Source organism: Pseudomonas sp. 910_21 (assembly GCF_052850735.1).
On record NZ_VXCY01000006.1, the window covers coordinates 434,130 to 453,263 of the forward strand.

Below are 19,134 nucleotides of genomic sequence, written 5' to 3' on the forward strand. Positions count from 1 at the left end.
TTAAAGGGTCAGTTTACGGCGACTGTACAAGCCGCCCAACAAGCCGGTGAGGCAACCGACGAGCAACCCGCCGACGTGGGCGGCGTTGGCGATTTCGCCGAAACCGATCATCGACACCAGCCCGGACAGGCACAGCAGCAGCCACACCAGCATCATCACCAGCACGCCCCGAGGCAGGCGGTAGATGGGGTTGGGGGACAATAATTGGTAGATCCAGCAATGCCCGAGCAGACCGTAGAGCACCCCGGACAGGCCGCCGAACAGGGTCGGGCCACTGAAATAGTATTGGGCGTAGTTGGACACCAGGCTGAACAGCAGGGTCAAGCCCAGCAGGTTGATGCTGCCCTGGCGCAACTCGATGCGCCGCCCCAGTTCCCAGTACCACATGCCGTTCATGGCGATATGCAGGATGCCGAAGTGGATCAGCATCGGTGTCACCAGGCGCCACCACTGCCCCGCCGCCAGGCTGTCGGCCAGGGAGCTGAACTGGATGTAGTCGCCGACCACGCGGAACTCGAGGAAGGTGAACCAGCTCAGGGTTTGCAGGTTGTCCCCCAGCAGGGTGATGCCGCACACCGCCAGGCTCAGCAGCAGGATCAGCGCGGTAATCGGGCTGCGGCGCAACTGTTGCCCCAGACCGACGCGGGCCGGGGTCGCAGGTTGCGGGATGTCCAGTTGCTGTTCGGGATCGCCCTGGGGAAAGCGCTGGTACAGGCCCCGCACATCCTCACTGATGGATTCCGGCACCCAGAGCACCTGCTCGCCGGCCTCTTCACTGACCCGGTGGGGCACCTGCATCCGTTGCAGCAGCTTGACGAAACCACTCAGATCCGTGGCCAGGGGCAGACGCAAAACCGCTACCGCGCTCATCGCAATACCTCGGGGCGCTCGACGTCGACCCAGACAAATTTATTCGGGTCCAGGCGGGTTTCCTGGTCCAGCCGATACGCGGCGAGCTTGCCGTAGAGCACCGCACTGTAATCCAGGCACGCCAGGTTGGGCCGGATCGGCGCCGGCTTGCCGCTGCGCCAGTAGTGGCCGACGAACAACATCGGTTCGTCGGCGCCGTAGCGCAGCAGGCTGTTTTTCTCGGCCGGGGACAACGGCGTGCGCGCCACCGGATCGGGCAAGGCATCGGGCTGAAAGACGATGTCGCCGTAGGTCTGCGGGTCGTCTTCCCAGAACTTGGTGCGGAAGAACGCCCGGGTCAGGCCGTCGCCGCTGGTCATGGTCAGGCCATGGGGCAAACGCATGTCCGTGCCCCGCAGCAGGCGATCGAAAGCCGTGCTGGCAAAACTGTCGGGCAGCGCCGAAGCCTGGAGGAAGGCTCGATCGATGCAACCGTCCGGATACTGCTGGCGCAGGGGCGCGATCAGGCCGGCATCCCAGCAAGCGTGCACCACACGGAAACGGCCGGCGTCGACGAACAGCGGCAGTTCATAGAACCACTCGAGGAAGTCGTGCCAGTCGCCGGGGTGCTGTTCGAACTGGGTCAGGGTTTCGTGGATCAGCCGGGCATGGCGCGGGGTATGTTCGCGCACGAACTGCTTGCCACTGCCAGCCGCCGCCGGGGTGCTCCAGCCCAGGGCGTTGAACTCATGGTTGCCCATGATGCACAACGCCTGGCCGGCCACGACCATGTCGTGGACGATATGCAGGGATTCACGGATTCGCGGGCCGCGGTCGATGATGTCGCCGAGGAACACGGCCATGCGCGACGGGTGCCGCCAGACGCCGCCCTGCTTGTGATAACCGAGCCGATCCAGCAAGTGCTCCAGGGTCAGGGCGCAACCGTGCACGTCACCGATCAGGTCGTAGCTACGCGCGGGATCGAGCATCAGTCGCCTCCACCACCCAGTCGGCTGCCCCAGCCGAGTTTGGTCCGGCAGACCTCGTAGTAGTTGTGGTCCAGCGGATGGATCAGGCGCAGTTTCTGCGCCTTCTTGCTGACCGTGATGGTGTCGCCCGGGGCACAGGTGAAGTGGTTCTGCCCGTCACAGGAGACTTGCGGATAGATCTGCATATCTTTGGACACGACGATTTTCAGCTCACTATTGCCATCGACCACGATCGGCCTTCCAGACAAGGTATGGGGGTACATCGGCACAATCACAATGGCATCGAGCTTGGGATGCATGATCGGTCCGCCGGCGGACAGCGCATAGGCCGTGGAACCGGTGGGCGTGGCGACGATCAGGCCGTCGGCCTTCTGGCTGCAGACGAACTGGCCGTCGATGTAGATCTCGAACTCGATCATCCGCGTCGACTTGCCCGGGTGCAGCACCACGTCGTTCAGCGCGTCGCCCTGACCGATGGCCTCGGCATGGCGCCGGACTTCGGCCTGCAGCAGGAAGCGGTTTTCCACCAGGTAGTGGCCGTCGAGCACCTCGGCGACCTTGACTTCCAGCTCATCGGGGCGGATGTCGGTGAGAAAGCCCAGACTGCCGCGGTTGATCCCCAGCACCGGAATATTGTGCCGGGCCAGGGCCCGCGCGGCGCCCAGCAGGCTACCGTCGCCGCCCACCACGATCACCATGTCGCAGACCTCGCCCAGCAGCTTGCGCGAGGAGGTCTGCAGACCGTGGCCCGGCAGGACTTCGGCGATGGTGTCTTCAAGGATCACGTGCAGGTGGCGCGCCAGCAGAAACTTCTTCAGTCGGCGAACTGTGTCCAGCACCTGGGAACTGCCCAGGCGACCGATAATGCCGATATTGCGAAACTGCTCCATGGGGCTCCTGCGGAATTCGGGTACGGGCGAAACGGAGGATTATGGGCGAAACCCGGCGTTAGACAAAATCCTTTCAGCCACGGGCGCTTGGGAGCAGCCGACGCAACTGCGAGTGGCACGCATTTATCGCGAACGGCACAGGTTTGCGTCTATGCTCGCAAGATGCTCCTGTTCCCGGATTTGCTCAGCCTCCCCCGCCAGTTGCGTCAACCTGAAGTCCGCGACCTCGCCTGGGTCATCCTCGCGCCGCCGATGCTCAGCCAGACGCCCTGGCCACAGCGCCACCCCCTGGCCGGCAGCGACTGGGTGCAGGCGCCGCAACTGCTGGCCCACTGGCTGCGATGCCAGGATCTGGACAGCCGCGCCTTGCGCCATTGGCTGACTCAGGGTCGGACCCGGCGCCTGGGCCTGTACTACGAACGCCTCTGGCAATTTGCCGTGCGGCATGCGCCGGGAGTGGAGCTGCTGGCAGCCAATCTGCCGATCCGCCGTGAGGGACACACCCTCGGTGAACTGGACATGCTGCTGCGCGACCGCGAAGGCGTGCATCACCTTGAACTGGCGATCAAGCTGTACCTGGGCCCGCAGCACGGCGACGGCAGCGACAGCGCACAATGGCTTGGCCCGGGCTGCCACGACCGCCTGGACCGCAAGCTGGCGCACCTGGACGAGCACCAACTGCCGATTTCCGCCCGGGCCGAAAGCCGCGAAGCCCTGGCAGCGCTGGATATCCAGCAGTTCAGCGCCCACCTGTGGCTGGGGGGCTACCTGCTTTATCCCTGGCCGGGCCACGCCGAACCGCCCCAAGGCGCTCACCCACAACACCTGCAGGGGCGCTGGCTGCATCAGCGCGACTGGCCCGCCTTCATCGCCCAGAGCGCACTCGGACGCTGGCAGCCCCTGCCCCGCCACGCCTGGCTGGCGCCCGCCCACTACTCGGTGGAGCAGGCCTGGACCGCCGTGCAATTGCAGCAATGGCTGGCGGAGCTTGATCCCCAGGCACCGGCGCAGTTGCTGGTGCGGCTCGAGGAAACCCCTGAAGGTGGCTGGGAAGAAGTCGAGCGGCTGTTTCTGGTGGCCGATCTCTGGCCCCATGTCCCCGCGCAGCAGCCCTGACAAGCTACGGTAGGAGCTGGCTTGCCAGCGAAGGCGATGCCGGGGGCGGCACAAGGCGTGAAGGCCTCTTCGCCGGCAAGCCGGCTCCTACATCAGAGACAGGCGCAGCGCCAACGCCGCCAGGGTGACCAGCAGCACTGGCAGTGTCAGCACGATGCCGACCCGGAAGTAATACCCCCAGCCGATATGAATGCCCTTGCGCTCCAGCACATGCAGCCAGAGCAAGGTTGCCAGGCTGCCGATGGGGGTGATCTTCGGTCCCAGGTCGCTGCCGATCACATTGGCGTAGATCATCGCCTCCTTGACCACCCCCGTGGCCTGGCTGGCATCGATGGACAAGGCAGCGATCAGCACCGTGGGCAAATTGTTCATCACCGACGACAGCCCCGCCGTGAGCAATCCGGTGCCCAGCGCCGCCCCCCAGACCCCGCCAGCGGCAAAGCCGTCGAGCCATCCTGCCAAGTGTCCGGTCAGCCCGGCATTACGCAAGCCATAAACCACCAGATACATGCCCAGGGAGAAAATCACGATCTGCCACGGTGCCTCCTTGAGCACCTTGCGGGTGGAAATCCGCTGTCCGCGAGCCGCAATCACCAGCAGCAAGGTCGCACAGACGGCAGAAATGGCGCTGATGGGAATCCCCAGAGGCTCCAGGGCAAAACAGCCCAGCAGCAGGATCAGCAGCACCCACCAGCCGGCGATGAAGGTTGCCCGGTCATGGATGGCGCTGTCGGGTTCGGCCAATTGATGCGGATCGTATTGTTCGGGGATGTCCCGGCGAAAAAACCACAGCAGCACCGCGAGGGTCGCGGCGACGCTCACCAGATTGACCGGCAGCATCACCGCCGCATACCGGTTGAAACCTATCTTGAAAAAATCCGCCGAGACGATGTTCACCAGGTTCGACACCACCAGCGGCAAGCTCGCGGTGTCGGCGATGAATCCGGCACCCATGACGAAAGCCAGAGTGGTGGCGGCAGAAAAGCGCAAGGCCAGAAGCATGGAGATGACGATGGGCGTGAGGATCAGCGCCGCGCCGTCGTTAGCGAACAGTGCCGACACCAGGGCTCCCAGCAGCACCATGAAGGCAAACAGGCGTCGCCCCCTGCCCCGGCCCCAGCGCGCCACATGCAGGGCCGCCCAGGCGAAGAATCCGGCTTCATCCAGCAGCAGGCTGATGATGATCAGCGCGACGAAGGTGCCGGTAGCGTTCCAGATGATCTGCCACACCACCGGGATATCGGCCAGTTGCACCACGCCGCAGAGCAGCGCCAGGAGCGCGCCGAACATCGCACTCCAGCCGACGCCCAGGCCTTTGGGCTGCCAGATCACCAGGGTAATGGTCAGCAAGAAAATCGATACTGCAATCAACATGAGCGCGGTTCTTGATTATGCAGGAGCCGGCTTGCCGGCGAAGGCGCCCCACAGGGCGCCACCAGACTCAAGGGCCTGTTCGCCGGCAAGCCGGCTCCTACGACAGCTGGGGGATGTTGGGGTGTCAGGCTTTCTTGTGCTGCTCGACCCATTGGCCGTAGGCCGTGATGAAGTTCTGCAGGAACGGCCGGGTAGCGTCCGACAGTTTGCCCGCTTCGTCGAATGCCGAGCCGGCACCGCCCAGGTAAGCTTCAGGCTGCTGCATGCACGGCACATTGAGGAACACCAGAGACTGGCGCAGATGGTGGTTGGCACCGAAGCCGCCGATGGCCCCCGGGGAAACGCTGATCACCGCTCCCGGCTTGCCGCTCCAGGCACTTTTGCCATAGGGACGCGAACCGACGTCAATGGCGTTCTTCAGGGCTGCCGGTACCGAGCGGTTGTATTCCGGAGTGACGAACAGTACGGCATCGGCAGCGCCGATCTGCTCGCGAAAGCGGGTGTAGGCCGCAGGAGGCGTCACGTCGATGTCTTCGTTGTACAGCGCCAGATCGCCAATCTCGACGATGCTCAACTGCAGGTTCGCCGGCGCCAGCTCGGCCAGCGCCAGGGCCACCTTGCGATTCAGGGATTGTTTTCTCAGACTGCCGACCAGCACTGCGACTTTGTAGACATTGCTCATTGCATTCCAACCCTTGGCTTGAAGAAGGTGTTAGTTATAGATGAGCCTGGGGGTCGCCTGCTACCCCACACCCGCCATTTCCCGGCATAACCTGCGGGACCTGAGGCGCCGTCTGCCGCGACGGCGGATTATTTTTTCCGGCCAGCAAAACTTACCTTGCACACGTCGGGTCTACAGCACCGAATTTGCGTGTTTTATCTCCAGAGGCTCTAAAGATGGCTGCAGTACTTGTCGGACAATTCCATGCAAGAGATGCCGAGGGACGGGTGTACTCAGTGCACGAGTTCCAGGAATCCATGCCCGCAGAGGGCGACCTGGCCAGCTCGGAGCCCGTTACCACCTACCGCCTGGCCATTGGCGACCGGGTCAAGAAACTCGATGACAATCAGTTCCTGCTGGTGCAATCGGACGTCACCATCGTGCGGGAGCCGGAAACCTATGTAAGTGAGTGATCATGCCCGCCGGCCCGGACTTGGGGTAGGATTCAACGCTTGACTCCCTAACCGGCTGGACATGGACTTCAAGCATGCGTTTACGTCATATCGAAGTGATTCAGGCGCTCCTGCAAACCGCCCACCTGGGCACCGCCGCCGAACTGCTGCAACTCTCGGTGGCTGAAGTCGAGGCCTTGCTGCGCGATGCCGAAAGCCAGTTGGGGTTCATGCTGTTCGCCAGTGTTCGCGGGCGCTTGCAGGCCACCCGCGAAGCCCGGGAACTGCAACCGGCAATCAACCGGGTGTACGACGCTTTCGAGCCGGTACAACGCCTGGCCGACAGCCTGAGGTTTCATCAGGCTCCACCTTTGCGCATCGTCGGCACGCCCCCTCTGGTCCAGCAACTGTTGCCCCAGTGCATCGCGGCCCTGCGCCGGCGCTTCGCCGATACGCCCTGCAGCCTCCTCAGTCAAAGCACCCGCGACATGGTCCGCAGCCTGCTGCTGCACGACTGTGACCTGGGCCTGAGCCTGCATGACCCCGAACACCCGGACATCCACAGCCAGGCCCTGGCTCAGGGCAAGCTGTTCCTGCTGGCGCCCCATGGCTGGCTGCAACCCAAACAGAAGTACGTGGCCCTGCAGGAACTGGCCGGCCAGGCCATGGTTGGCCTGGAGGGCCAGGACCCGCTGAGCGTGATACTTGCCAGCAAGCTGCAGAATCTGCGGCCAAGCCCGGTGATCCAGACCCGGGTACAGACCTATCAGATGATGCGCAGCCTGGTGGAAGCCGGTGAAGGCCTGGCCATCGTCGACCCTTTCACAGCCGTGGGCGCCCGTAGCGCCGGGCTCGATGCCTGCCCCTTATCGCCCCCCATCAGTGTCACGCTGTACGCCTTGCGCCGCAGTGCCGGCGAGGTCTCGCCCCTGCTCAGCGCCCTGCTGGAACTGCTGACTGAACAGGCCGAGGCGCTGCTGGCCGGCTAGGACCGTTACCCCTGAGGCTCATCGGCAAACAGCCGGTACCAGAAGATCGCCACTTCGCAAGTGTTCGGATCGATGCCGCGATAACGCAGGTGATCCACCCCGCCCACCACGTAGCCGCAGCGCTCATACAGGCGACAGGCCCCAAGATTGTTGTTCTGGGTTTCCAGCATCACCCCCGGCAACTGCTTCTTGCGACTCCAGAACTGCGCCACCTCCAGCAGCGCCTTGGCGACGCCATGCCGTCGGGCCGGCGCATGCACCGCCAACTCGTCGATATGCCCGTAGCCGTTCCAATTGGTGCTGACCACCACATGCCCCACGGGCTGGTCGTCAAGGTAGGCCATGAAAATTTCGCTGTCCGCGGCGTTGCGGTAACTGCTGAACTCTTCGGGATCGATGCCGTAGCACTTGCGGTAAGGCACTATCCTGCGCAGCGGCCAGTCCGCCACCGGCATGCCCCGCCCGGCCTCGGCGTAGGCGCTGACTTCGAAGCTGAAGTCGCTGCCCCAGATGTAGGCGGCGAAACCCTCGTCGGCCACACGGATCGCCAGCCCCGGATACTTGGGATTCACAACAGGCTGCATAGCGGGAAAACTCCTCATGCCTTGACGCAATCGACGGTGTACTGCCGTCCATTGCCCTGATCGTCATGCTGCAGGCCATGCACATCGGCGACGAACCCTGGGAAACTGCTGTCGAAGGCTCGGGCAAAGGCCAGGTAGTCGATGATCGAACGGGTCGACTCGGTGAACCGCTCACCGGGCATGATCAGCGGGATGCCCGGCGGGTATGGCACCAGCATCACCGCCGCGATACGCCCCTGCAGTTGATCGATGGACACCGCCTCCACTTCACCGCGCACCAGATGGTCATAGGCGTCGGCGGGCTTCATCGCCACCTCCGGCAGCACCGTGTACATGCGTTTGAGGTGCTTGGCCGTGGCGTTGCTGCGGTAGCAGGCGTGCAACTGGTCGCACAGATCCTGCAACCCCATGCCCTGATAGCGCTGCGGGTCCTGCCCGGCCACGCTGGGCAGGCAGCTGGCCAGACTGACATTGGCGTCGTAGTTGCGCTTGAACTCCAGGAGTTCGGTGAGCAGCGTGCTCCACTTGCCCTTGGTGATGCCCATGGAGAACAGCACCAGGAACGAATAGAGCCCGGTCTTTTCCACCACCAGTCCGCGCTCCCAGAGGAACTTGCTGACCACCGCAGCGGGAATCCCGTGTTCGCTCAAGGCCCCGCCGGCGGTCAGACCAGGCATTACCAGGGTCACCTTGATCGGATCGAGCAGCACATAATCATCGGTGACTCCGGTAAAACCGTGCCACTCGCCTTCCGGCTCAAGCAACCAGTCACCGGTGCGCACCTGATCGATGCCTTCAACCCGCTCCGGCTGCCAAATCGAGAACCACCAGTCATCGGCGGCAATGTTCTGCCGCAGATTGGCCAGGGCCCGGCGAAAGCTCAGGGCCTCATCGAACATCTCCTGCAACAGCGAACGTCCCGCCGGCCCTTCCATCATCGCCGAGGCCACATCCAGGGACGCGATGATGCTGTACTGGGGCGACGTCGAGATATGCATCATGAAGGCTTCGTTGAAGCGGTCCCGATCCAGTTGCCGGGCGCCGCCGTCCTGCACATGGATCATCGACGCCTGGCTGAAAGCCGCCAACAGCTTGTGGGTGGAGTGGGTGGTGAACACCAGCGGACTGTCAGCGGAGCGCGAGGTGCCCATGCCGTAGCGCCCGGCGAAGAATTCGTGGAAGGCCGCATAGGCATACCAGGCCTCGTCGAAATGCAGCACCTCGACGCTGTTGCCCAGGCTTTGCTTGATCAGCTCGGCGTTGTAGCAGAGCCCGTCATAGGTGGAGTTGGTGACCACCGCCAGCTTGACCTTGGGTGGCCGACCGCGGGTCAGCGGGCTGGCGTCGATCTTGGCCTGGATCGACTCGGGGCTGAACTCGCTCAAGGGAATCGGCCCGATGATCCCCAGTTCATTGCGTTCGGGACACAGGTACAAGGGGATGGCCCCGGTCATGATGATCGAGTGCAGCACCGACTTGTGACAGTTGCGATCCACCAGCACCAGGTCATCGCGCCCCACCATGGAATGCCAGACAATCTTGTTGGCGGTGGAGGTGCCATTGATCACGAAGAAGGTGTGGTCGGCGCCGAAATTGCGCGCCGCCCGGGCCTCGGCTTCCGCCAGGGGCCCGGTGTGGTCCAGCAGCGAGCCCAGCTCCGGCACGGACACCGAGAGGTCCGAACGCAAAGTGTTCTCTCCGAAGAACTGGTGGAACGCCTGACCCACCGGGCTCTTGCGATAGGCCACGCCACCGCCGTGCCCCGGGGTGTGCCAGGAATAGTTGGAGTCGGCGGTGTGCTGCACCAGGGCCTTGAAGAAGGGTGGCAGCAGGCCGTCGAGATAATTGCGCGCGGCCCGGGCCACTTGCCGGGCCAGGAAGGGCACCGTGTCCTCGAACAGGTAGAGAATGCCTCGTAGCTGATTGAGTTCGCTCATGGCATCGGCGGGGGCGTTTTCCAGGGTCATCTGCTCCCCCAGGGCGAAGATCGGCAACAAGGGCGCGCGCACCCGGGCCAGGCGGATCAGCTCCACCATGTTTTGCAGAAGATGGGTGTTTTCCCCAGCGCCCTCGGCAGCGATCAGCATGCAAGCGAGGCCGTGATGGGTCGAGGCCACTAGCCGCCCCTCGGCGTAGTTGACTGCGGAAAAGATGCTGAATCCATCCTTTTCCAGCTCCCGGGCAATGCCCCGCACCCGGTCTCCCGCCACCGTGTCGGCCTTGATATCGCGGTGCACGATCAGGATCGGAAACTGCAGGTCTTTATACATGGGGCAGGCTGTCCTGAGACGGCGGATGGGTCCCGCCAATGGACTCAGGGTAGAAGCTCCTGACGCTTCGTGTCATCCCAGGCAGGGGCACGGTGTAACAAAACGTCGCACTGGAACAATTGGCCCCTGGCTGCAGCGCAACAGCCTGCAGCGGAGGCCAGGGGTGCGGGGTTTACTGCTGGGCTTCGAGCAATTGGGTCCACAGTGCCGGGCCGCCGGCAGACTTGGCGATGATCTCCAGGCGCGTCTGGTGCTCGGCCAACTCGGCTTCGCTGGCCTGGATGATCCGCCCCCGCGGACGATCGGCCGGCAAGCGGCGGATCTCCGAGGCCCGGCCGGCACCCTCGCCAGAACCGTTGCCATCCGAGGCGTTGCCCGCCAGGGACAGGCTGGTCTGGCCACCGGTCATGGTCAGGTAGACGTCGGCCAGGATCTCCGAGTCGAGCAAGGCGCCGTGCAATTCACGGCCGGAGTTGTCGACACCGTAGCGTTTGCACAGGGCGTCGAGGCTGTTGCGCTGCCCCGGGTGCCGCTCACGGGCCATCATCAGGGTGTCGAGGATGGTGCAGTGCTGGGTGATGTCGGCCCGCTCGTGCTGACCCATCAAGGCGAATTCGTTGTTGATGAAGCCAACGTCGAACGCCGCGTTGTGGATGATCAGCTGCGCGCCCTGGATAAAGTCGAAGAACTCGTCGGCGACTTCGGCGAAACGCGGCTTGCCCACCAGGAATTCGTTGGTGATGCCGTGGACGCCGATGGCGCCTTCATCGCTCTCGCGATCCGGTTGCAGGTAAACGTGGAAGTGCCGCCCGGTCAGGCGCCGACCGATCAACTCGACGCAACCGATTTCAATGATCCGGTGACCGTCGGTCACCGGCATACCGGTGGTTTCGGTATCGAGTACAACAGATCTGTTGGCCATCAGTGGTCCGTTCTCAATCTGGCAAAGGGTGGGATTTTAGCATGCCCAACCCATGGACTGTGCGCGCACCGGTCATGTCGCTGCCACGCACTTTTTAACAGTTGTTTGCAAAGCTCATGAGGATCGCCCAGGGGCCGGCTGCTAGGGTGCCGCCTTCTTTCTTCTGGACGCGCTGCCTCATGTCGACTGGTCTTCGCCGCCTGCAATGCCTGCTGTGTATCGCCCTGTTCAGCAGCGCCAGCCACGCCACCGGCCTGGTGATCAGCACCGATCTGAGCATGAGCGGCCTGCTGACCAGCAGCGAGCGGACAGCGAAAATCAGTAGTTCCTTCAAGGACGACAAACTGGTGCTGGAGGCCCGCAGCGATGCCGCGACCTTTGTCGCCAGCGACGGGGCAATTCACGGCGCGCGCCTGACATCGGCGCTACAGCGGATCCGCCAGGTGCTGCACAACCCGCCCTACAGCGACACCCAACTGGCTGCGGCGATCCTCACCCTGTAACGCCGTCAGCCCTTGTAGCCGCGGACCTCGTCCACACCACGGTTGGCCAACTGGTCGGCACGCTCGTTGCCGTGATGGCCGGTGTGACCGCGCACCCATTTCCAGCTCACGTTGTGGCGGTTGACCTGTTCATCCAGTTGCTGCCACAGGTCGGCGTTCTTCACCGGCTCCTTGGCCGCGGTCTTCCAGCCGCGCTTCTTCCAGTTGGCCATCCACTCGTTGATGCCCTTCATCACATACTGCGAGTCGGTGACCAGCAACACATCGCATTCACGCTTGAGTTCTTCCAGGCCGCGAATCGCCGCCATCAGTTCCATGCGATTGTTGGTGGTGTTGGCTTCGCCGCCCCAGAGTTCCTTCTCGACACCCTTGCATACCAACAAAGCGCCCCAGCCACCCGGGCCGGGATTGCCCTTGCAGGCACCGTCGGTAAAGATTTCTACGCTATCGCTCATCCACGCCTTCCATCAGAAAATTGCCAGTGGCCCGCCGCTTGGAATCGACAATGCCCAGGGCCGGGAAAACCCGGCCGGTCCATATAAAAAGAAGGTATCAACAGGTCATCAAGGTTCGCTGTTACGGCGATTGACCTTGGCCATGGGCAGCGGTACCAGCTTGCCCATCGGTTCGCGCCGGACCTGGCGCACCGGGCGCAGGCCTACGACGATCTTGCGAGCCACCAATAGATAGAAGCCGCCCCCAGACAGTTGCCACTGCCCGGCCTTGCGCTCCCAGCCCGCCAGTCGTGCCTGCCATGCTGCCGACGCAAGCGGCGGACGATAGCACCCGAAGCGGCGTTTCTCCAGCGCGAACCCCAGCAGGTTGAGCCAGTCGCCCACCCGCGACGGCGAGATGCAACGGGCCTGGCGCAAGGCGTCATGGGCGAAAACATGACGCAGGCCCCAGGCGCTCCAGGGGTTGATACCGATAATCAGCAAGTGGCCACCGGGCCTTACGCTGCTGGCCGCCTCTCGCAGCAGACCGTGGGGTGACAGGCAGAAATCCAGACCGTGCTGCAGCACCACCACATCGGCAGCATGTTCGCTCAGAGGCCAGGCCTGTTCCTCACAGACAATCTCGACCCCGGGCAATGGCGCGCCCAGGCGTACGTTGCGCTGCACCTGGGGCGCCGCCGGCGGGGTCTGCGCCGAAGGTCCGTAGTGCACCAGATAACCGCCGAAGAAACGCCCCAGCTCCTCTTCAAGCATGCGTCGTTCTTCATCCAGCAGAAACTGCCCCAGAGGGCCGGACAACCAGTCCCGGGCCGCACTGATCAGGGCCAGCCAGTCGGGATCTGCCTGAGCGAAGGCTTTATCGGTCATTGCATTCTCCAACACGCCAAGAAGCTCTAAGATGCGCCAATGTTTTCCGCTTGGCGAATCCGAAGATGATACAGATCAGTGCCCTGCCCGCCTTCACCGACAACTACATCTGGTTGTTACAAGATCATCGCAGCCAGCGCTGCGCAGTTGTCGATCCCGGGGATGCGGCGCCGGTACTGGCCTGGCTGGAACAGCACCCGGGCTGGAGCCTGAGCGACATCCTGGTGACCCACCATCACCACGATCATGTCGGTGGTGTCGAGCGCCTGAAACAGCACAGCGGCGCCACGGTCTACGGCCCGGCACAGGAAAAGATCCCCGGGCGCGACGTGGCCCTGGACGCCAACGACCACGCCAGCATCCTCGGCTGGGACTTCGAAGTGTTCGCCGTGCCGGGCCACACCCTGGGGCATATCGCCTACTACCACCACGGCCTGCTGTTCTGTGGTGACACCCTGTTCGCCGCCGGTTGCGGCCGTCTGTTCGAAGGCACCCCGGAGCAGATGCACCAGTCCCTCAGCCGCCTCGCCGCGCTGCCGGACGACACCCTGATCTACTGCACCCACGAATACACCCTGAGCAACCTGCGCTTCGCCCAGGCGGTGGAACCTGCCAATCCGGACATCGCCCAGCGCCTGGAAAAAGTCACGCAAATGCGCGAGCACGGGCACATGACCCTGCCATCGACCCTGGCCCTGGAGAAACTGACCAACCCCTTTTTGCGTACCGGTGAAACATCCGTTAAACAAAAAGCGGACGAACGGAATGGCCAGGATAACCCGTCGCAGAGTGCGGTCTTTGCGGCCCTGAGGGCCTGGAAAGATAAGTTCTAAGCAGGCTAACTATTGGCACAAAAATTCTGAATGGTTGACCGCACCCCGGGTGCTTTCTAGAATCGCCCGACATTTTTGCCCGGAACTTACTTCCAGCCAATGTCGTCATCTATTCGTTATTCCATCAGTTCAGACGCATTGACGCGCTTGGCCCAGGCCATCGCGGTAGCTGTGTCAGCGACTCTTGCGGGCTGCCAAAGCACCGGCCATGCCCCGCAGAGCGACGCGACACACACACAGAATTTCAACGCCCGCATCAAGCAGAAACCCATCTGGCTGAGCACCCAGCCAAGCCCGCAAATACCCCAGGACGTCTGGGAACGCATGCGCCAAGGGTTCCAACTGCAAGAAGGCCTGGGCGTCAACCCGCGTATTGAACAGCAGCGCCTGTGGTTCGCCAGCAACCCTTCCTTCCTGGAAAATGCCGGCGAGCGCGGCAGCCTCTATATCCACTACATCGTCGAACGTCTCGAAGAGCGCAACATGCCGCTGGAACTGGCCCTGCTGCCGGTGATCGAGAGCGCCTACAACCCGCTGGCCTATTCCCGGGCCGATGCGGTAGGCCTCTGGCAGTTCGTTCCGGCCACCGGTCGCTACTTCAACCTGCGCCAGACCCGCTTCTACGATGGTCGACGCGACATCACCGCATCGACCACCGCGGCCTTGGACTACCTGACCCGCCTGCACGACATGTTCAACGGCGACTGGCTACTGGCGCTGGCCGCCTACAACGCCGGTGAAGGTACGGTCAGCCGGGCCATTGAGCGCAACGAGAAGCTCGGCCTGCCCACCGACTACTGGAACCTGCCGCTGCCGACGGAAACCCAGGCCTATGTACCCAAGCTGCTGGCCCTGTCCCAGGTGGTGCTGGCCCCGCAAGCCTACGGCGTCAATCTCAACCCCATCGCCAACGAACCCTACTTCCAGGTGGTGGAGATCAACCAGCGCATGGACCTGTCCAAGGTCGCGGCGGTGGCCAACATCGACGAGGACGAGCTGTTCCAGCTCAATCCGGCGTTCAAGCAGCGCACCACCGTCGATGGTCCGCAACACCTGCTGGTGCCGACGTCCAAGGCCCAGCTGCTGACCACCAGCCTGTCCACCATGAAGCCCGAAGAGCTGATCAGCAAACGCTCCCTCAAGCCGGTCTTCGACCGCGATGAAGGCCGCGACTCGCTGCGGCCCAAGCGCATCTACCGGGTCAAGAACGGCGACAACCTGACCCTGATCGCCAAGGCCAACAAGGTGGATGTGCAGGACCTGCAACGCTGGAACAAGCTCAGCGGCAAGAACCTCAAGGTCGGCCAGACCCTGGTGATGCAGGACACCCGAAAGACCGCCGGCAAGAAAACCACTGTCGCCAGCAGCGGCAAGCAGAAGTCGACCCAGTACAAGGTCAAGCAAGGCGACTCGCTGTACATCGTGGCCAAGCGCTTCAACGTCGAGATGCAGCACCTCAAGCGCTGGAACCCGCGCGCGGCCCAGGCCCTCAAGCCCGGCCAGATGCTGACGGTTTACCTGCCGCACTGAAATCCGCCCCTGTAGGAGCTGGCTTGCCGGCGAACAGCCTTCGCCGGCAAGCCGGCTCCTACAGGAGATTTCAATTGCACAAAGCGCGCGCCAGCGAGCTTTTTCCTGCTGATACAAGCTGTTACTGTACGGAGCACAAAGCCCAAGCCGCCTGGATCGGATCTCTGACTCGATGCGTCCCCTCCTTCTGTTCTTCATCAGTCTGGCCTTGAGCTTTCCCGCAAGCGCAACGATCACTGAAAGTCATGGTTATGCGCAGTTTGGCACGCTCAAGTACCCGGCCAAGTTCACCCACTTCGACTGGGTCAATCCCGTGGCGCCCAAAGGCGGCACCTTGCGGGTCATGGCCTTTGGCACGTTCGACACCCTCAACCCCTATACCTTCAAGGGCATCAGCCCGGTAGCCACGCCGAACTTCCTGCAATACGGCGTCAACGAGCTCAACGAGCCGTTGATGGTCGGCACCGGCCTCTACGCGCCCTCCGGCGATGAACCCACCTCCAGCTATGGCCTGATCGCCCGCTCCGTGGAGTACAGCGAGGACCGCAGCTGGGTGGTGTTCAACCTGCGCCCCGAGGCGCGCTTTCACGATGGCCAGCCGATCACCGCCTACGACGTGGCGTTTTCCTATCGCCTGCTGCTCAAGGACGGCCACCCGCAATACCGCACCAACCTGCAGGAAGTGCAGCGGGTGGACATCCTCGGCCCGCAGCGCATCCGCTTCGTGTTCAAGCGCGCCGGCAACCCCCTGCTGATCCTGCGCCTGGGAGAGTTGCCGGTCCTGCCCCAGCACTACTGGAAAGACCGCGACTTCAAGGCCACCACCTTCACCCCGCCCCTGGGCAGCGGCCCCTATCGCATCACCCAGGTCCAGCCCGGACGCCAACTGGTGTTCGAACGGGTCAAGGACTACTGGGGCAAGGACTTGCCGGTCAACCGCGGCTTCAACAACTTCGACCGGGTCGAGGTGGAGTTCTACCGCGACAGCGATGTGGCTTTCGAAGCCTTCAAGGCCGGTGAGTTCGACATCTACATCGAGCACCAGGCCAAGAACTGGGCCAATGGCTACAACTTCCCGGCGGTCACGCGCGGCGAGGTGATCAAGGCCCAGGTGGCGCACCAGATTCCGACCCAGACCCAGGGCCTGTTCATGAATACCCGGCGCAGCCTCTTCGCCGACGTTCGCGTGCGTGAGGCCCTGGGCCTGATGTTCGACTTCGAATGGACCAACCGCACCCTGTTCAGCGGCGCCTACCAGCGCACCCTGAGCTACTACCCCAACAGCGAGTTCTCCGCCACGGGCCTGCCGGTGGGGCATGAGTGGCTGCTGCTCTCGCCCTACCGCGAACAACTGCCCCCCAACCTCTTCACCCAGGCCTTCAGCCTGCCGCGCACCGAAGGCCGGGGCATCCCCCGCCAGACCCTGCGTCGCGCCCTGGCGCTGCTGGCCGAAGCCGGCTGGAAGCTCAATGGCCAGCGCCTGCAGAACAGCGCCGGACAGCCACTGCGCCTGGAACTGATGCTGGTCAACCCCAACCTGGAGCGCATTCTCCAACCTTATGTGGAGAACCTGGCCAGCATCGGCATCGACGCCCGCCTGCGCACCGTGGACCGAGCGCAGTACAAGCAACGCCTGGATCAGTTCGACTACGACATGATTCTCATGACTCTCAACCAGACCCTGAGCCCGGGCCTGGAGCAATGGCAGTACTTCCACTCCAGCCAGGTCTCGGTCAAGGGCAGCAAGAACTACGCAGGCATCAACAATCCGATTGTCGATCACCTGCTGGAACAACTGCTGGCCGCCCAGAGCCGGGACGAACAACTGGCCGCCGGCCGCGCCCTGGACCGGGTACTGCTGTGGCAGCACTACATGATTCCCAACTGGTACCTCAACCATCACCGTCTGGCCTACCGTAACCGGTTCGCCTTCGTCACCACGCCGCCCTACAACCTGGGCTTGAATGCCTGGTGGCTGAAGTCCCTGGAGAACACCCAATGATGCCTCTGCGTGCCCTGCTCCTGCGCACCAGCGGCCTGTTGTTCGGCGTCATCGCCTGCTGTGCCCAGGCTGCGCCGCAACATGCCCTGACCCTGTACAACGAAGCGCCGAAATACCCGGCGAACTTCCAGCACTTCGACTTCGTCGACCCCCAGGCCCCCAAGGGCGGCACCTTCCGCATGGCCGGCTTCGGCAGCTTCGACAGCCTCAATCCGTTCATCAGCAAAGGCGTGCCCGAGCTCAACATCGGTCTGATCTACGACACCCTGATGACCCAGAGCCTGGACGAACCCTTCACCGAGTACGGCCTGGTGGCGGGCAAGATCGAGAAAGCCCCGGACAACAGCTGGGTGCGTTTCTACCTGCGCCCGGAGGCTCGCTTCAACGACGGCCAGCCGATTCGCGCCGAGGACGTGGTGTTCAGCTTCCAGACCCTGATGAGCGCCGGTTCGCCGCTGTACCGTGGCTACTACGCCGACGTTGATCAGGTGATCGCCGAAGACCCGCTGCGGGTGCTGTTCAAGTTCAAGCACAGCAACAACCGCGAGCTGCCGTTGATCCTCGGCCAACTGACGGTCCTGCCCAAGCACTGGTGGGAACATCGGGACTTTGCCAAGAGCAACCTGGAAGTGCCCCTGGGCAGCGGCCCCTACCGGGTGACCGAAGTCAAGGCCGGACGCTCGATCCGCTACGAGCGGGTCAAGGACTACTGGGCCAGGGACCTGCCGGTCAACCGCGGCTTCTACAACTTCGACGTGATGACCAGCGATTACTACCGTGACAACACCGTGGCGCTGGAGGCCCTCAAGGCCGGCCAGTTCGACTATTGGCTGGAGATGAGCGCGAAGAACTGGGCCAACGCCTACAACACCCCGGCCGTGGCCCAGGGACGCTTGATCAAGGAACAGATCGCCAACGGCAACCCCACCGGCATGCAGGGTTTTGTCTTCAACACCCGCCGGCCGATATTCCAGGACGTGCGGGTGCGTCATGCCCTGAGCCTGCTGTTGGACTTCGAATGGAGCAACAAGCAGCTGTTCAATGGCGCCTACACCCGCACCCGCAGCTACTTCGAGAACTCGGAGATGGCCGCCACCGGCCTGCCGGGCCCCGACGAGCTGGCCATCCTCGAACCCTTGCGCGACAAGATTCCCGAGCAGGTGTTCGACGAGGCCTTCGCGCCGTCCCAGTGCGACGGCAGCGGCATGATCCGCGCCCAGCAACGCCGGGCCTACCAACTGCTGCAGGAAGCCGGCTGGCGCATCGTCGACGACAAGATGGTCGACGCCCAGGGCAAGCCGCTGGTGATAGAATTCCTCCTGGCCCAGACCGAGTTCGAACGGGTGCTGCTGCCGTTCAAGCGCAACCTGGCCGACCTGGGGATCGAGCTGGTGATCCGCCGGGTCGACGTGTCCCAGTACATCACCCGGGTGCGTTCCCGGGACTTCGACATGATCGTCGGCAGCTTCCCCCAGTCCAACTCCCCGGGTAACGAGCAACGCGAGTTCTGGATGTCTTCCAGCGCCGACAAGCCCGGCAGCCGCAACTACATCGGCCTCAAGGACCCGGCCATCGACAGCCTGGTGGAAAGCCTGATCAACGCCGACTCGCGCAACAGCCTGGTGGCCCATGCCAAGGCCCTGGACCGCGTGCTGCAATGGGGCTACTACGTGATCCCCAACTGGCACATCAAGACCTGGCGCGTGGCCTACTGGGACCACATCGGCCACCCGAAAGTCGCGCCCAAGTACGACATCGGCATCAACACCTGGTGGATCAAACCCGATGCCAAGCCCGCCGTAGAACCGGCCCCGGACCAGGCGGCCGCGGCCGACAGGGTGCAATGAC

Annotated in this window: 18 protein-coding genes; 8 read left to right on the forward strand and 10 right to left on the reverse strand. The window is 63.3% G+C overall.

Annotated features, from left to right (window positions below; all coding sequences use genetic code 11):
- From FW796_RS21050 to FW796_RS21060, 3 genes are read right to left on the reverse strand one after another with little or no spacing between them, the layout of a single operon-like run.
- Nucleotides 1–870: a rhomboid family intramembrane serine protease gene (locus FW796_RS21050; RefSeq protein WP_346632780.1), complete on the reverse strand. Its 870-nt coding sequence runs from the start codon at nt 868–870 to the stop codon at nt 1–3.
- Nucleotides 867–1,841 carry a metallophosphoesterase gene (locus FW796_RS21055; protein ID WP_185073803.1) on the reverse strand — a complete coding sequence of 325 codons (975 nt, stop codon included), beginning with the start codon at nt 1,839–1,841 and terminating at the stop codon, nt 867–869. Before FW796_RS21055 ends, FW796_RS21050 begins: the two co-directional genes overlap by 4 nt.
- On the reverse strand, nt 1,838–2,728 hold the full coding sequence (locus tag FW796_RS21060; RefSeq protein WP_007920913.1) for an NAD(+) kinase: 891 nt from the start codon (nt 2,726–2,728) through the stop codon (nt 1,838–1,840). The genes FW796_RS21055 and FW796_RS21060 overlap by 4 nt, the downstream gene beginning before the upstream one ends.
- Nucleotides 2,729–2,890: 162 nt before the next feature.
- Between FW796_RS21060 and FW796_RS21065 the strand changes: the two genes are divergently transcribed.
- A complete protein-coding gene (locus FW796_RS21065; protein ID WP_446439946.1) occupies nt 2,891–3,844 on the forward strand; it encodes a DUF1853 family protein in 954 nt (317 codons plus the stop codon).
- Between the two features lie 87 nt (nt 3,845–3,931).
- On the opposite strand, the gene FW796_RS21070 is transcribed toward FW796_RS21065, so the two are convergent.
- Nucleotides 3,932–5,218, reverse strand: coding sequence for an arsenic transporter (locus FW796_RS21070; RefSeq protein ID WP_404939709.1), 1,287 nt, complete (start codon nt 5,216–5,218; stop codon nt 3,932–3,934).
- Between the two features lie 124 nt (nt 5,219–5,342).
- Nucleotides 5,343–5,900 carry an NADPH-dependent FMN reductase gene (locus tag FW796_RS21075; protein ID WP_296410717.1) on the reverse strand — a complete coding sequence of 186 codons (558 nt, stop codon included), beginning with the start codon at nt 5,898–5,900 and terminating at the stop codon, nt 5,343–5,345.
- 215 nt (nt 5,901–6,115) lie between these two features.
- On the opposite strand from FW796_RS21075, the gene FW796_RS21080 reads away from it, so the two are divergent.
- Entirely contained in the window at nt 6,116–6,352 is a 237-nt protein-coding gene (locus FW796_RS21080; protein ID WP_346632777.1) for a hypothetical protein, read from the forward strand.
- 74 nt (nt 6,353–6,426) lie between these two features.
- On the forward strand, nt 6,427–7,320 hold the full coding sequence (locus FW796_RS21085) for a LysR family transcriptional regulator (RefSeq protein ID WP_346632776.1): 894 nt from the start codon (nt 6,427–6,429) through the stop codon (nt 7,318–7,320).
- A 5-nt stretch (nt 7,321–7,325) separates the two neighbouring features.
- On the opposite strand, the gene FW796_RS21090 is transcribed toward FW796_RS21085, so the two are convergent.
- The 3 genes from FW796_RS21090 to dnaQ form a co-directional block, all read right to left on the reverse strand.
- Nucleotides 7,326–7,904, reverse strand: a complete 579-nt coding sequence (locus FW796_RS21090; RefSeq protein WP_346632775.1) for a GNAT family N-acetyltransferase — start codon at nt 7,902–7,904, stop codon at nt 7,326–7,328.
- Nucleotides 7,905–7,918: 14 nt separating this feature from the next.
- Nucleotides 7,919–10,174: an arginine/lysine/ornithine decarboxylase gene (locus tag FW796_RS21095; RefSeq protein ID WP_346632774.1), complete on the reverse strand. Its 2,256-nt coding sequence runs from the start codon at nt 10,172–10,174 to the stop codon at nt 7,919–7,921.
- 172 nt (nt 10,175–10,346) lie between these two features.
- Nucleotides 10,347–11,096, reverse strand: coding sequence for a DNA polymerase III subunit epsilon (gene dnaQ, locus FW796_RS21100; protein WP_346632773.1), 750 nt, complete (start codon nt 11,094–11,096; stop codon nt 10,347–10,349).
- Nucleotides 11,097–11,275: 179 nt separating this feature from the next.
- Here dnaQ and FW796_RS21105 point away from each other — a divergent pair, with 179 nt between their 5' ends.
- Nucleotides 11,276–11,599, forward strand: a complete 324-nt coding sequence (locus FW796_RS21105; protein ID WP_404939705.1) for a DUF2388 domain-containing protein — start codon at nt 11,276–11,278, stop codon at nt 11,597–11,599.
- A 5-nt stretch (nt 11,600–11,604) separates the two neighbouring features.
- Here the strand turns inward: FW796_RS21105 and rnhA are convergent, their stop codons facing one another.
- Nucleotides 11,605–12,054 (reverse strand): ribonuclease HI, encoded by a 450-nt coding sequence (gene rnhA / locus FW796_RS21110; protein ID WP_346632771.1) that lies wholly within the window; start codon nt 12,052–12,054, stop codon nt 11,605–11,607.
- A gap of 108 nt (nt 12,055–12,162) precedes the next feature.
- Nucleotides 12,163–12,921, reverse strand: coding sequence for a methyltransferase domain-containing protein (locus tag FW796_RS21115; protein WP_446439947.1), 759 nt, complete (start codon nt 12,919–12,921; stop codon nt 12,163–12,165).
- Between the two features lie 65 nt (nt 12,922–12,986).
- On the opposite strand from FW796_RS21115, the gene gloB reads away from it, so the two are divergent.
- The 4 genes from gloB to FW796_RS21135 all read left to right on the forward strand — a co-directional run bounded on the left by gloB (nt 12,987) and on the right by FW796_RS21135 (nt 19,133).
- Complete coding sequence (gene gloB / locus FW796_RS21120) at nt 12,987–13,754, forward strand: hydroxyacylglutathione hydrolase (protein ID WP_404939701.1); 768 nt, start codon at nt 12,987–12,989, stop codon at nt 13,752–13,754.
- A gap of 99 nt (nt 13,755–13,853) precedes the next feature.
- Entirely contained in the window at nt 13,854–15,284 is a 1,431-nt protein-coding gene (locus tag FW796_RS21125) for a transglycosylase SLT domain-containing protein (protein ID WP_446439948.1), read from the forward strand.
- A 172-nt stretch (nt 15,285–15,456) separates the two neighbouring features.
- A complete protein-coding gene (locus FW796_RS21130) occupies nt 15,457–17,286 on the forward strand; it encodes an extracellular solute-binding protein (protein ID WP_346632767.1) in 1,830 nt (609 codons plus the stop codon).
- Nucleotides 17,283–19,133, forward strand: coding sequence for an extracellular solute-binding protein (locus tag FW796_RS21135; RefSeq protein WP_446439949.1), 1,851 nt, complete (start codon nt 17,283–17,285; stop codon nt 19,131–19,133). The genes FW796_RS21130 and FW796_RS21135 overlap by 4 nt, the downstream gene beginning before the upstream one ends.
- The last annotated feature ends 1 nt before the right edge of the window (nt 19,134 follow it).

Coding starts and splice junctions, on each gene's coding strand:
- FW796_RS21050 (WP_346632780.1), bottom strand. CDS start 870: ATGAGCGCGGTAGCGGTTTTGCGTCTGCCCCTGGCCACGGATCTGAGT.
- rnhA (WP_346632771.1), bottom strand. CDS start 12,054: ATGAGCGATAGCGTAGAAATCTTTACCGACGGTGCCTGCAAGGGCAAT.
- FW796_RS21090 (WP_346632775.1), bottom strand. CDS start 7,904: ATGCAGCCTGTTGTGAATCCCAAGTATCCGGGGCTGGCGATCCGTGTG.
- FW796_RS21080 (WP_346632777.1), top strand. CDS start 6,116: ATGGCTGCAGTACTTGTCGGACAATTCCATGCAAGAGATGCCGAGGGA.
- gloB (WP_404939701.1), top strand. CDS start 12,987: ATGATACAGATCAGTGCCCTGCCCGCCTTCACCGACAACTACATCTGG.
- FW796_RS21125 (WP_446439948.1), top strand. CDS start 13,854: ATGTCGTCATCTATTCGTTATTCCATCAGTTCAGACGCATTGACGCGC.
- FW796_RS21065 (WP_446439946.1), top strand. CDS start 2,891: ATGCTCCTGTTCCCGGATTTGCTCAGCCTCCCCCGCCAGTTGCGTCAA.
- FW796_RS21085 (WP_346632776.1), top strand. CDS start 6,427: ATGCGTTTACGTCATATCGAAGTGATTCAGGCGCTCCTGCAAACCGCC.
- FW796_RS21075 (WP_296410717.1), bottom strand. CDS start 5,900: ATGAGCAATGTCTACAAAGTCGCAGTGCTGGTCGGCAGTCTGAGAAAA.
- FW796_RS21135 (WP_446439949.1), top strand. CDS start 17,283: ATGATGCCTCTGCGTGCCCTGCTCCTGCGCACCAGCGGCCTGTTGTTC.
- FW796_RS21095 (WP_346632774.1), bottom strand. CDS start 10,174: ATGTATAAAGACCTGCAGTTTCCGATCCTGATCGTGCACCGCGATATC.
- FW796_RS21070 (WP_404939709.1), bottom strand. CDS start 5,218: ATGTTGATTGCAGTATCGATTTTCTTGCTGACCATTACCCTGGTGATC.
- FW796_RS21105 (WP_404939705.1), top strand. CDS start 11,276: ATGTCGACTGGTCTTCGCCGCCTGCAATGCCTGCTGTGTATCGCCCTG.
- FW796_RS21060 (WP_007920913.1), bottom strand. CDS start 2,728: ATGGAGCAGTTTCGCAATATCGGCATTATCGGTCGCCTGGGCAGTTCC.
- dnaQ (WP_346632773.1), bottom strand. CDS start 11,096: ATGGCCAACAGATCTGTTGTACTCGATACCGAAACCACCGGTATGCCG.
- FW796_RS21115 (WP_446439947.1), bottom strand. CDS start 12,921: ATGACCGATAAAGCCTTCGCTCAGGCAGATCCCGACTGGCTGGCCCTG.
- FW796_RS21130 (WP_346632767.1), top strand. CDS start 15,457: ATGCGTCCCCTCCTTCTGTTCTTCATCAGTCTGGCCTTGAGCTTTCCC.